The 12,116-nt window shown below is 68.4% G+C and carries 14 protein-coding genes; 5 read left to right on the top strand and 9 right to left on the bottom strand.

The window, feature by feature from the left end; translation table 11 throughout:
- Positions 1 to 93 precede the first annotated feature (93 nt).
- Positions 94 to 1,167, top strand: a complete 1,074-nt coding sequence (purM, locus tag BSY19_RS16650; protein ID WP_069055118.1) for a phosphoribosylformylglycinamidine cyclo-ligase — start codon at positions 94 to 96, stop codon at positions 1,165 to 1,167.
- Positions 1,164 to 1,787: a phosphoribosylglycinamide formyltransferase gene (gene purN, locus BSY19_RS16645; protein ID WP_083247658.1), complete on the top strand. Its 624-nt coding sequence runs from the start codon at positions 1,164 to 1,166 to the stop codon at positions 1,785 to 1,787. The genes purM and purN overlap by 4 nt, the downstream gene beginning before the upstream one ends.
- Here the strand turns inward: purN and BSY19_RS16640 are convergent.
- Positions 1,715 to 2,503 carry a helix-turn-helix transcriptional regulator gene (locus BSY19_RS16640; protein ID WP_069055117.1) on the bottom strand — a complete coding sequence of 263 codons (789 nt, stop codon included), beginning with the start codon at positions 2,501 to 2,503 and terminating at the stop codon, positions 1,715 to 1,717. The two genes, purN and BSY19_RS16640, sit on opposite strands and share 73 nt — an antisense overlap.
- Positions 2,504 to 2,619: 116 nt before the next feature.
- Here BSY19_RS16640 and BSY19_RS16635 point away from each other — a divergent pair, with 116 nt between their 5' ends.
- On the top strand, positions 2,620 to 3,342 hold the full coding sequence (locus BSY19_RS16635; protein WP_069055116.1) for a glutathione S-transferase family protein: 723 nt from the start codon (positions 2,620 to 2,622) through the stop codon (positions 3,340 to 3,342).
- Here the strand turns inward: BSY19_RS16635 and BSY19_RS16630 are convergent.
- Positions 3,326 to 3,688, bottom strand: a complete 363-nt coding sequence (locus BSY19_RS16630) for a hypothetical protein (RefSeq protein WP_069055115.1) — start codon at positions 3,686 to 3,688, stop codon at positions 3,326 to 3,328. The genes BSY19_RS16635 and BSY19_RS16630 overlap by 17 nt on opposite strands.
- Before the next feature lie 100 nt (positions 3,689 to 3,788).
- Positions 3,789 to 5,876 carry a molybdopterin-containing oxidoreductase family protein gene (locus BSY19_RS16625; protein ID WP_069055114.1) on the bottom strand — a complete coding sequence of 696 codons (2,088 nt, stop codon included), beginning with the start codon at positions 5,874 to 5,876 and terminating at the stop codon, positions 3,789 to 3,791.
- 184 nt (positions 5,877 to 6,060) lie between these two features.
- On the opposite strand from BSY19_RS16625, the gene BSY19_RS16620 reads away from it, so the two are divergent.
- Positions 6,061 to 6,885 (top strand): MipA/OmpV family protein, encoded by an 825-nt coding sequence (locus BSY19_RS16620; protein ID WP_069055113.1) that lies wholly within the window; start codon positions 6,061 to 6,063, stop codon positions 6,883 to 6,885.
- A 110-nt stretch (positions 6,886 to 6,995) separates the two neighbouring features.
- Here the strand turns inward: BSY19_RS16620 and ndk are convergent, their stop codons facing one another.
- The 3 genes from ndk to BSY19_RS16605 form a co-directional block, all read right to left on the bottom strand.
- On the bottom strand, positions 6,996 to 7,418 hold the full coding sequence (ndk, locus tag BSY19_RS16615) for a nucleoside-diphosphate kinase (RefSeq protein ID WP_069055112.1): 423 nt from the start codon (positions 7,416 to 7,418) through the stop codon (positions 6,996 to 6,998).
- 103 nt (positions 7,419 to 7,521) lie between these two features.
- Complete coding sequence (locus BSY19_RS16610; RefSeq protein ID WP_069055111.1) at positions 7,522 to 7,914, bottom strand: hypothetical protein; 393 nt, start codon at positions 7,912 to 7,914, stop codon at positions 7,522 to 7,524.
- A 66-nt stretch (positions 7,915 to 7,980) separates the two neighbouring features.
- On the bottom strand, positions 7,981 to 8,250 hold the full coding sequence (locus BSY19_RS16605) for an SEL1-like repeat protein (protein ID WP_069055110.1): 270 nt from the start codon (positions 8,248 to 8,250) through the stop codon (positions 7,981 to 7,983).
- Between the two features lie 354 nt (positions 8,251 to 8,604).
- Between BSY19_RS16605 and BSY19_RS16600 the strand changes: the two genes are divergently transcribed.
- A complete protein-coding gene (locus BSY19_RS16600; RefSeq protein ID WP_069055109.1) occupies positions 8,605 to 9,003 on the top strand; it encodes a DUF2147 domain-containing protein in 399 nt (132 codons plus the stop codon).
- Between the two features lie 549 nt (positions 9,004 to 9,552).
- On the opposite strand, the gene BSY19_RS16595 is transcribed toward BSY19_RS16600, so the two are convergent.
- The 3 genes from BSY19_RS16595 to BSY19_RS16585 form a co-directional block, all read right to left on the bottom strand.
- Positions 9,553 to 10,260: a glutathione S-transferase N-terminal domain-containing protein gene (locus tag BSY19_RS16595; protein WP_069055108.1), complete on the bottom strand. Its 708-nt coding sequence runs from the start codon at positions 10,258 to 10,260 to the stop codon at positions 9,553 to 9,555.
- 130 nt (positions 10,261 to 10,390) lie between these two features.
- The gene (locus BSY19_RS16590) at positions 10,391 to 10,882 is read right to left on the bottom strand and encodes a GNAT family N-acetyltransferase (protein ID WP_069055107.1); all 492 of its coding nucleotides are present in this window, start codon (positions 10,880 to 10,882) and stop codon (positions 10,391 to 10,393) included.
- Between the two features lie 37 nt (positions 10,883 to 10,919).
- Positions 10,920 to 12,074, bottom strand: a complete 1,155-nt coding sequence (locus BSY19_RS16585) for a zinc-binding dehydrogenase (protein WP_069055106.1) — start codon at positions 12,072 to 12,074, stop codon at positions 10,920 to 10,922.
- Positions 12,075 to 12,116: the final 42 nt, after the last annotated feature.

Here is a 12,116-nt window from a genome sequence, read left to right as displayed (position 1 = left end):
CCGCGGGTTTCCGACGGCGGAGCACCCCGACGGCTTGCAAGGTGCCGCCCGCTTGCCTATCGCTCCCGCGAACGGAAGCGAGGCGATACCCCCATGAGCAAGCCCGGCGCGAACGGACTGACCTATGCGCAGGCCGGTGTCGACATCGACGCCGGCAACGCCATGGTCGACGCCATCAAGCCCCTGGTGCGGGCGACGCGCCGGCCGGGCGCGGATGCCGAGATCGGCGGCTTCGGCGGGCTGTTCGACCTGAAGGCCGCCGGCTTCACCGATCCGATCCTGGTCGCGGCCAATGACGGCGTCGGCACCAAGGTCAAGATTGCGATCGAAAGCGGGCTGCATTCGACGATCGGGATCGATCTCGTCGCGATGTGCGTCAACGACCTGATCGTGCAGGGCGCCGAGCCGCTGCTCTTCCTCGACTACTACGCCACGGGCAAGCTCGACCCGAAGGTCGGCATCGAGATTGTGCGCGGCATCGCCGATGGCTGCCGCCAGGCCGGCTGCGCGCTGATCGGCGGCGAGACCGCCGAGATGCCCGGCATGTATGCCGAGAAGGACTATGACCTCGCCGGCTTCGCCGTTGGCGCGGCCGAGCGCGGGGCGCTGCTGCCGCGGGCCGATCTCCAGCCCGGCGACGTCGTCTTCGGCCTGCCCTCCTCCGGTGTCCATTCCAATGGCTATTCGCTGGTCCGGCGCATCGTCGCCCTCTCCGGTCTTGGCTGGGAGGCGCCCGCCCCCTTCGCGCCCGGCAGCAGCCTGGCCGAGGCGCTGCTGATCCCGACGCGGATCTACGTCAAGCCGCTGCTCCAGGCGATCAAGGCGACCAGCGGCATCAAGGCGCTGGCCCACATCACCGGCGGCGGCTTTCCCGACAACATTCCGCGCGTTCTGCCGGACGGGCTCGGCGTGTCGCTCGACCTCGCCGCCATTCCCGTCCCGCCCGTCTTCGGCTGGCTGGCGAAGGTCGGCGGCGTCGCCGAGCGCGAGATGCTGCGCACCTTCAACTGCGGCATCGGCATGATCGTCGCGGCCGAGGCGGCCAAGGCCGATGAGGTGATGGCGGCCCTGGCGGCGGAGGGCGAGGCTCCAGTCCGGCTCGGCGAGGTCGTGACGGTTGCAGCGGACGAGGAGCAGGTCACTTACCGCGGCAAGCTTTCGCTGTGAGCAAGGCGACGATCCGCCCGCGCGTCGGGATCCTGATCTCGGGGCGTGGCTCCAACATGGTCTCGCTGGTGGAGGCTGCGCGCGCGCCGGGCTATCCCGCGCAGATCGCGCTCGTGCTCTCGAACGTGCCCGGCGCGCCGGGGCTGGAGCGGGCGAGCGGCTTCGGCATCGCCACCGCCACCGTCGACCACCGCGCCTTCGCGCGGGATCGCGAGGCGTTCGAGCGGGCGATGGACGAGGTGCTGCGCGTCCACCAGATCGACCTCGTCGTCCTGGCCGGCTTCATGCGGATCATGACGCCCTGGTTCGTGCAGCGCTGGGCGGGCCGGATGATCAACATCCACCCTTCGCTGCTGCCGCTGTTCAAGGGCACGCACACCCATCGCCAGGCGCTCGAGGCCGGCGCCAGCGAGCATGGTTGCAGCGTGCATTTCGTCGTGCCCGAACTCGATGCCGGTCCGGTGATCGCGCAGGCCAGGGTGCCGGTGCTGCCGGGCGACGACGAGGACAGCCTGGCGGCCCGCGTCCTCGCGCAGGAGCATGGGCTCTATCCGCAGGCGCTCGCCGCAGTCGCCTCCGGCAATGTCGCGCTGGTCGACGGCGTGCTCGTCAGGCGCTGAGCCTGCTCGCGCCGATCCGCCTCCTCCTTGCAGCGCGCTTCCTCCTCCTTCTGCCAGCGCCGGAAGAGATCGGCCCGGCGGGCGGGATAGCGTTCCTCGCGCGCCACGAGATCGGTGATGCGGTCGGTGCGGAAATGGCGGAAGTCCTGGCGCAGCTCGCACCAGGCGATGACGATGCGGACGCGGTCGTAGAAGGTCATGCCGATCGGCCAGATCATGCGCTGCGTGTCCTGCCCGCTCTCGTCGCGGTAGCGGACCTCGAGCTTGCGGCCGAGGCGGATGGCGGCCCGCACGGCGGCGGTGTCGACCTGGTCGGTCGGCGCATCACGGCCATAGCGCGGCGCGAAGAGCGCCCCGTCGAGCAGGATCGGCCGCAGATGCGGTGGCAAAACGGCGGCGACCTTGCTGACGACGTCCTCCGCCGCGCGGGCGAGGACCGGGTCGGCGCGCTCGCCGAGCCAGCGCATCCCGACCAGCACGGCCTCGATCTCGTCCGGGGAGAGCATCAGCGGCGGCAGGTCAAAGCCGGCATCCAGCACATAGCCGATGCCGGCCTCGCCGCGCACCGGCACGCCCTGGCGCACCAGCGCGGCGATGTCGCGGTAGACCGTGCGCACGGAGACGTCGAGCTCGGCAGCCAGCGTCTCGGCTGTCACCGGGCGGCGGCGGCGGCGCAGGCTCTGGATCATGTCGAGCAATCGTTCGGCGCGCTGCATGTCGGTCGTTCCCGCTTGGCCTTCGACGATCGGAGAATGCCCGATGGTGCTGACAAATCCTGTCAGGACTATGTCAGTAGCGTCATCACGTCGTCCTGCGCCATGGGAGGAAGAGCATGATCACGCTGCACCATTTCGGACCGGCCTTCGGCCTGCCCGATCCGAGCCCGTTCTGCATCAAGGCGGAGATCCTGCTGAAGCTCTCGGGCCTGCCCTATCAGGTGCGGGTCGGCGATCTGCGCAGGGCGCCGAAGGGCAAGCTGCCGCTGATCGTCGAGGACGGCATCACGATCTGCGATTCGAGCTTCATCCGTTTCCATCTCGAGGCGCGTCACGGCCTTGATTTCGACGCCGGGCTGGATGCGGAGCGGCGCGGCGTCCAGTGGGCGCTTGAGAAGATGCTGGAAGACCAGATCTACTGGATCATGGTGGCCGAGCGCTGGCTCGACGACGGCAATTTCGCCCGCGGCCCGGCGCAGTTCTTCAAGCCGGTGCCGGCGCCGCTGCGGCCGCTCGTCTGCGCGCTGGTGCGCCGCAAGGTGCGGCGCAACGTCGACGGCCATGGCATCGGCCGCCACAGCCCGGCCGAGCGGCTGCAGCTCTCGGCCCGGGCGCTCGACGCCATGGTGGCGATCCTGGGCGAGCGCCCCTTTTTCGGTGGAGACGCGCCGGTCGGCGGCGATGCCGCGCCCGGTGCCTTCCTGATCGCGGCGCTGGCGCCGCTGTTCGATTCGCCGTTCCGCGCGCTGCTCGAGCAGCGGCCGACGCTCACGGCCTATGCGGGCCGGATGCGTGGGCGCTTCTTCGCGGCGGCGCAGCCGGTCAGATCGGCCGCTTGAGCTTGCAGCGATCGATGAAGCCCAGGCCCTTCTCGCGGGCCGAATCGTTGAAGTAGCCGGTGTCGCGGAAGGCCTGAATCTCGTCCTTGGTCATGGCCTTGATGGTGCCCTTGGCGTAGCAGCTGCACGGCGTATGGACCGCCTCGCGCGTCGTGCCCATCAGGCGCGACTGCGTCACCAGGCAGGCATCGAAGGCGCGCAGCTGGATCATGTAGGGGGTCAGGTTCTTGGCCGTCGGGTCCGGCGGCGGCAGGGCGCTGCCGCCGCTCGCGGCCTGCGCGCCCAGGGTCGCCAGCACAGAGATCCCACCGGCCAGGAAGACCGCACCCATCCGCCGCATCATCATGACTTCGTTCGTCCTTCGAAAGCAGGCGCATCAGTCCCGGGAACGGCCTGCCTGCGCGAGGGATGGTCCATAGCACCGCCGAAAAATCAAGGGTGGGTGGTCACGCCTTTTTGATCCAGACCTTGTTGTCGTGGAAGGCCGCGCCGCCGAAGGGGGCCGGGCCGTCCGCGCCGGTGATCGTGTTGATGCCGCGCCCGTGCTTGTGGGCGGCATTGGGCCAGATCGATTCGGCGATCACGACGCCGCGCACCACACCCTCGAACACAACGGCCGCGAGATGGACGCTGCCGCGGCTGTTGCCGACGATGACCTCGTCGCCGGCGGCGATGCCCAGGCGGGCCGCATCGTCGGGGTGCAGCATGAGCGTCGGGCCGACCTCCTTCTTCACGGAGCTCGGGGTCTCCGTGAAGGTCGAGTTCAGGAAGCTGCGGGCCGGGCTCGTCGCGAGGCGGAAGGGGTGGTCGGCATCGACATTGTCGAGCACGTCCCACTGGTCGGGCAGCACCGGCATCTCCCACCAGGGGCCGACCGGGCCGGCATTGGCGTTGGGGACCTTCGGCCAGTCCGGCTTGAAGCGGAACTTGCGGTCGCGATAGCCGAAGCCGTCGAGATAATGCGCCGTGCGAAACTCCGGCTGCACATCGAGGAATTCGTTCGCGATCAGCTCGTCGAGCGTGCCGCGGCCGCTCTCGCGCATCGTCCAGTCGACGATCTCCCGCGGGGTCATGTCGAAGCCGCGATGCTGCGCGCCCAGGCGCCTGGCCAGGGCGCAGATCACGTCATGGTTCGAGCGGCATTCGCCCGCCGGCTCGACGAGCTTGCCGCCCCACATGATGTGCTGGTGGCCGCCCCCCTGGTAGATGTCGTCATGCTCGAGGAACTGCGTCGCCGGCAGCACGATGTCGGCCATCTGCGCCGTCTCGGTCATGAACTGCTCATGGACGACGGTGAAGAGGTCCTCGCGGGCGAAGCCCCGCTTGACCAGCTCCTGCTCGGGCGCGACCGAAACCGGATTGGTGTTCTGGATGAGGAGTGCCCTGACCGGCCCGCCCTGCCGCAGGGCCTCGGCGTCGCCGGTGAGGATGCGGCCGATCTGCGACTGGTCGAGTTCGCGCACGCTGCGGTCGCGGACGTCGAGCCCCTCGATCAGGCTCTTGCGCCAGTTGTAGATGCCGCTGTTGCTGTGGAAGGCGCCGCCGCCCTCGTATTGCCAGGCTCCGGTCACGGTCGGCACGCAGAGCGCGGCGTGCATCGAGACGGCGCCGTTGCGCTGGCGGGCGAAGCCGTAGCCGAGGCGGAAGAAGCTCTTCTTGCGGGTGCCGACGAGCGCGGCGAATTCCTCGATCTGCGCTACCTCGAGCCCGGTGATCGCCGCCGCCCATTCAGGCGTGCGGCTCTGCAGATGCGCCTCGAGTTCCTCGGGGGCATCGGTATGCGCAGCGAGATAGGCGCGGTCGGCATGGCCGTCGCGGAAGAGGATGTGCATCACCGCGCAGGCGAGCGCCGCGTCGGTGCCCGGCCGCAGCACCAGCGCCAGATCGGCCTGGGCGAGCGTCGCATTGTGGTAGATGTCGATGGCGACGATCTTGGCGCCACGAGTCTTCCGCGCCTTGATGGCGTGATGCATGACGTTGACCTGGGTGTGCACCGCATTGGTGCCCCAGATCACGACGCAGTCGGACTGCGCCATCTCGCGCGGGTCCGGCCCGGCGAGGCGGCCCGTGCCGGCGATGAAGCCGGTCCAGGCCGTGGTGGTGCAGATCGTCGAATACTGGCCGGAATAGCGCTTGGCATGGCGCAGGCGGTTGATGCCATCGCGCATCACCAGGCCCATGGTGCCGGCATAGTAGTAGGGCCAGACGGCGTCCGCCCCGTGCTCCGCTTCGATGGCGAGGAAGCGCTGCGCGATCTCGTCCAGCGCCGCGTCCCAGGAGATGCGCGCGAACTGCCCGGAGCCCTTGGGGCCGGTGCGGCGCAGGGGATGCAGCAGCCGGTCGGGATGGTGGATCCGCTCGGCATAGCGGGCGACCTTCGCGCAGATCACGCCATCGGTGTAGCTCTGCCGCTTGCTGCCGCGGACCCGGCCGATGCTGCGCCCGTCGATGACCTCCACCTCCAGCGAACAGGCCGAGGGGCAGTCATGCGGGCAGGTCGAGGGGTGATGCGCGATGCGTGGCAATTCGGTCATAGCCCCTTCGTAACGCATGGCGAAAAAAAGGAAACCGGCCTCGGCGGTGGCACCCGCGGCGCCAGGCAGGCATGGTTGCCGCAGCCCGCCGCACGCGGCGCATCGTCAACCCGGGGTTAATCCTAATGCTTCATTCTGCGGCTCTCTGGTCATGAGTGGCGCCGTCGCGCCGGAGTTGAGTGCCATGCGTAGCGTTGCGTTCCTGGCGGGCCTCGTCGCCTGCCTCCTGCTGTCCTCGCCCGAACGGGCGGCGGCCCAGTCCCCCGACTACACCACCCTGACCTCGCCGCAATCGGCCCAGAACTGGACGCTGACGCTCGGCGCCGGCCTGCATCGTCAGCCCGACTATCTCGGCTCCAACGACTACGTCTTCCGGCCCAAGCCGATCATCTCGCTTGGCCGCGGGCTGAAGAGCACCTGGTGGTCGGCCGAGGACGACGCGATCTCGATCGGCTTCTTCTCCGGCACCGCCTGGCGCGTCGGCTTCTCCGGCAACCTGCTCTGGGAGCGGAAGTCCAGCGTCAACCCCGCGCTGATCGGCGTGCCCAATGTGAAGTTCGGCGCCGAGGCCGGCGCCTTCGCCGAGTTCTACCCGGCCTCCTGGCTGCGCGCGCGCGTCGATCTGCGCCGTGGCATCGTCGCCCATGACGGGTTGATCGCGGAGGTGAAGCTCGACGCCTTCGCCCGCATCAACGACACCTGGAAGCTCGGCATCGGCCCGCGCATGACCGTCGCCAGCGCCGATTATGTGCGTACCTATTTCGGCTCGATCCCCGGCACCGCCGGCACCGGCGGGCTGCTGCAGCGCTTCAACAGCGGCGTCCTGTCCTACGGCGCGATCGCGCAGGCGACCTACAACTGGTCCGAGCGTTTCCAGACCACGGCCTATGTCGAGTACAAGCATCTGGTCGGCGATGCCGCGAAGTCGCCGATCGTGCGGACCTTCGGCTCGCGCGATTCGATCACGGTCGGCGTGTCCGCGAGCTACGCCTTCGACCTGGGCTTCTGACGGCCGGGGCCAATGATCGCGGCCCGGCCAGCGCCGCGGCGGCACGAAAAAGGGGGCGGGTCGATCACGACCCGCCCCCTTTTCTCATGAAAGCCGATGTGGTCGTCGGATCAGCCGACGATCTCGTTGCCGGAGAAGAACTGGGCGATCTCGACGGCGGCCGCTTCCGGCGCATCCGAGCCATGGGCGGTGTTCTCGCCGACCGATTCGGCGAAGAGCTTGCGGATGGTGCCCTCGGCGGCGTTGGCCGGGTTGGTGGCGCCCATCACCTCACGATACTTGGCGATGGCGTCCTCGCCCTCGAGGACCTGCACGACCACGGGGCCGGAGGTCATGAACTCGACGAGCTCGCCGAAGAAGGGCCGCGCCGAATGGACCGCGTAGAAGGTCTCGGCCTGGGCCTTGGTCATGTGGATGCGCTTCTGCGCGACGATGCGCAGGCCGGCCTTCTCGATGACCGCATTGACCGCGCCGGTGATGTTGCGACGGGTCGCGTCGGGCTTGAGAATGGAGAAGGTACGCTGAACAGCCATCGATGGATCCTCGGGGACGATTTTGGGGCCAGAAACTCTGGGAACGCGGCGCGCTTATAACCGCGCCCTCCCCGCCCCACAAGGCTCGCCGGCCTGCAGCCTTTCAGACGCCGGAACCCGGATGCATCATCGTGCGCGTTTGCCGCAACGACCAGTTGCTGCCGTCGAACTCGTCCTGGAGAGGGACCTCCGCAAGCGTATAGTGGAGTTGCGTGCCTCGCGGGCACCCCAGCGTCGGCAACACGCCTCGCAGCAACTCGAGGATAGCTGGAACGTTGGCCTCATCGTCGGCATCGACATCGACGCCCGAAAACTCGATTTCGCGGTTGCCGTCCTCGTCTGGCACGCCAAGACCGGTGCCGCCGCCGCTCACAACGCCGAGACTGGCTTCGCCAAGGGCTTCGTGCAGGGGCTCCCCATAGCGCTCCTCGCGACCTTCGACGCTCAATCCCCGTGGCAGGAAGACGTAGATGAACGCACTGGCATCCCGATACATGCTCACTGTCCTTGCTCGCCGCCAGCCTAGGAAGAGGTCCCGGCAGGATCAAGAGCGTGACCGGTCTCAGTGGCGGGTCAGGAAGGTCCTCGCCTCACGCAGCGCCTGGGAGACCTGATCGCGCGTCATTTCCAGCGCCAGCTCCTGGCGGTGGGCCGCGGCCCGGCCGCAGCCGCGGGCCTGGGCGACGTTGAACCATTTCTGCGCCGTGACCAGATCGACCGGGATGCCGCGGCCGGAGGCATACATCAGACCCAGCTCGTAATAGGCCTCGGCCGAAGCCTCGCTCGGGACCACCAGCGAGGCCGGGATCGCGCTCATTTCCATGCGTGCCATGACATCCACCCTTGTCTTTCGTTGGCGCCGGCCACCCGTCCAAAGGTCCCGGCTCGTGAGGAGGAGACTGGCGGCGGCGCTTAAAGGGCTCGCTAAAATTCGCGATGAATCGAAGCTCAACAAGGAATGAGCGAGCGGTTAAATCAACGCTCGATTCAGCCTTCCATTCCGAAAAACGTAGTGTTTTCAAAGCGCTTTCCGGCAAATGCGGAAACGCCCGTCAACGGAGGATTCACCCTCCGCTGCGGAAGCCGGCTCGGCGCGTTCGCGACAGGCCCTTGGAAGCGGCCCGGTTCCGGCTTAAGGTTCATATCTGAACCATGCAGCATAGCGTGGTCTGACAGGGAGGTTTTCATGACCATCGGATCGCGTCTTTCGCGTGCGGGGCTGGCCGGATTCGGCGCCCTCGCGCTCAGCCTCGCCTCGGGAGGAGCCGTGCTCGCCCAGGATGTCGCCGGCACCTGGCTGCGCGAGAGCGGCGCCTCGCGGGTGCGCTTCGCCAAATGCGGCGAGGCGATGTGCGGCACGCTGGCCTGGCTCAAGGATACCAATGGCCCGGCTAAGGTCGGCCAGCGCATCTTCTACGACATGAAGCCGTCCGGCGACGGCAAATGGAGCGGCAGCGCCTTCAACCCCGAAGACGGCAAGACCTATTCGGGCACGATGACGCTGGCCGGCGACAAACTGACCACCTCGGGCTGCGTGCTGGGCGGGCTGATCTGCCGCTCGGTGACCTGGAACCGGGCGAACTGAGGCGCGACCTCGACCGATCCGCGACGGCGGACTTATCCCCGCCGCGCCATCCCATGCCTATGCTGCCTGCGCTGCACCCGACCAAGGGGGCTGTCGCGAGGCATCGTGCGGCCGGGTGAAGTTGCGGGTTTCGGGAGGCGTCGCCGTTGCGGGCGACGGCTCCCGGAGGCTGAACGGCCGCAAGCCCCCTAGTCAAGGGACTGATGGCCGCGACGCCCAAAACACCCGCGCGCGGAGCCGGGCGGCGCGAGATCGGCGCTGCATCGACCTCGACATCGACACTCGACATCGGCACGCGGCAAGGACGCGCGCCACCCGGCTCCGCGCATCCCCTTCCGGGGGACTTCGTGCGAAACCCCGCGGCTCAGGCCGGTCGGGGCTTTTTCTGCGCGGTACTCTCCAAGTTCTCTCGGAAACACCACCGTCATCCTGGGCGGCCGCAGGCCGACCGGGATCCATCACAGGGCACCGACCAGCCCGAGGATGGATCCCGGCCTGCGCGGCTGCGCCGCTTGGCCAGGATGACTCACGGAACGGCGTGGATGATGGTCAGCGGGCCTTCTGGCCGAAGAGGATCGCCTTTTCCTCGGGCGTCGAGATGCCGGCCGGGTTGCGCAGGGCCTCGCCGACCTTGAGGCCGCGCTGCACGGCAGGCCGCGCCATCATCGTCTCGATCCAGCGGGCGACATGGGGGAACTGCTTCAGGTCCTGCCCCTGCTTCTCCCAGCCCCGCGCCCACCCGATGCAGGCCATGTCGGCGATCGAGTAGTCGCCGCAGATGTAGTCGCGGCCGTCCAGGCGCTTGTTCAGCACGCCATAGAGGCGGTTGGTCTCGTTGGTGTAGCGGTCGATCGCATAGGGCACCTTCTCGGGCGCATAGAGCCGGAAATGGTGGGTCTGGCCGAGCATCGGCCCGAAGCCGCCCATCTGCCAGAACAGCCATTCGTCGACGGCGACGCGGCCGCGCTCGTCGGCGGGATAGAACTGCCCGGTCTTGCGGCCGAGATACTGCAGGATCGCGCCCGATTCGAAGACCGAGATCGGCTTGCCGTCCGGCCCCTCGGGATCGACGATCGCCGGCATCCGGTTGTTGGGCGAGATGGCGAGGAAGTCCGGCTTGAACTGGTCGCCCTTGCCGATGTTCACCGGCACGATGTGGTAGGGCAGCCCGCACTCCTCGAGCATGATGGTGATCTTCCAGCCGTTCGGGGTCGGCCAGTAATGGAGGTCGATCGGCTTGCTCTGGCTGGCTGGCATGGCGCGGTCCCGGTCCCTGATGCAGAGGAGGAAGCGCGATGTTTAGGCCGCTTCCCGCGTGGGAGAAAGAGCCGGGCTGCCCTGCGCGGGCCGCATCGCCCCTTCGTGATCCCGGCGCTCGCGGCGCCGATCAGAGCTCGATCTTGAAGCCCTCATGGCTCTGGGCGAAGCCGAGGTTCACATAGAAGCGGTGCGCGTCGAGGCGCGACTTGTTGGAGCTGAGCTCGGCCATGCCGGCGCCGTGCTCGCGCGCGAAGGCGAGCGCATGGGCGATCATGATGCGGCCGATGCCATGGCCGCGCCGCTCGGGCGCGACATGGACGCTCTCGAACTTGGCCCGCATCCGGCCCCGCGCCACCAGCCCGGGAATCAGCGTGACCTGGAAGGTGCCGACCACCAGGCCCCCCGCCTCCTCGGCGACGAAGAGCGCGTTGTGGGCGGACGCCTCGATGGCGGCGAAAGCCTCGGCATAGCCGGGGTGGCGCGCCTCCGCGCGGATCGCGTCGGCCGTCATCGTCTGCGTGGCGGCGCCGAGCATGATCAGCTCGGCGATGCGCTCGACGTCCTCGCGTCGGGCGCGGCGGATGGTGACCGCGGTCGCGGTCTGGGTCGAGGTGGTCATGCGGCGTCCCGTCCGGTGGAGGCGAGACGCCGCTCTATCAGACCAGCTCCGGGAACGGAACGATGGTGGACTTCACCGTCTTCATCGCCATCGCATCGGCGACGGCCTGGGTCACGCCGGCCTCGGTGAAGGGGTAGATCGTCTGCATTTCCAGGAAGGGGTACTTGTCGCGGGCGCGGTAGAGCATGTCGACGCCGAGCGGCAGATCATTGCCGGTGAAGGCCCAGGAGCCGAGCACGTTCAGATCCTTGGTGCAGATGCGGTGCCAGTTGGTCTGGATCGAGCCCGCATCGGTGAACTGCCCCATCTCGACATAGGTGCCGCCGTCGCGCAGGAACTCGATGCCCTCGGGCCCGGCCGTGGGATGGCCGGAGCAGTCCATCACGAGATCGGCCCCGAACCCGCCGACGATCTCGCGGACGCGGGCGATGCGCTCGTCCGCCGTGGTGTATTCCTCCAGATTGACCGTCGCCTCCGCGCCGAACTTGCGGGCGAGCGCCAGGCGCGGCTCCTCCGGGGCGCCGACGCAGATGACGCGGCCGGCGCCCATCTCCTGCGCCGCGGCGATCGCCAGGATGCCGATCGGCCCCGAGCCCTGGATCACCACCGTGTCGCCCCAGTTGAAGCCGCCGGCGCGCTTGGCCCGGTTGAAGGCGCGGATGCAGGAGGTCATCGGCTCGGACAGCGCGCCCAGCCGCAGCGACATGTCGTCGGGCAGCTTGTAGACCTTGGTGCCGGGCAGCATCTCGAGGTCGACATAGACATATTCGGCCCAGCCGCCCCAGAGATGCGGCGCCTTGTCGAAGCCGAGATAGCGCCCGTAATAGACCGGGGTCAGGCACTTGTTGGCGCTCTCGGGGTAGTGGACGCAGTAGTGGCAGTGCCCGCAGGGCATCAGCGGCGGGATCATCACCTTGGAGCCGACATCGAGCGGCTTGCCCATGAAGTCCTCGGTGAAATCCGCCCCCTTCTCGACGATGACGCCGCCGATCTCGTGGCCCAGCGTAAAGGGCCAGGGCAGCTTCTTGGGCCAATGACCCTTGAGGATGTGCTGGTCGGTGCCGCAGACGCCGCAGGCGCCGATCTTGATCAGCGCCGCCTTGGCCGGGACTGCCGGCCAGGGCACCTCCTGGATGGTCGGCTTGCCGCCGGGGCCGTCATAGGTCGCGACGCGGATGGGCTGGCGCTGCATGGTCTTCTCTCCCTGAACGTGCCGCTTTGGCGCGGCTTGGGG

Origin of the sequence: Bosea sp. RAC05 (assembly GCF_001713455.1) — a bacterium.
GTDB lineage: Bacteria > Pseudomonadota > Alphaproteobacteria > Rhizobiales > Beijerinckiaceae > Allobosea.
The sequence above is the reverse complement of the archived record's forward strand: the minus strand, read 5'-3'. Positions and strand labels throughout refer to the sequence as shown.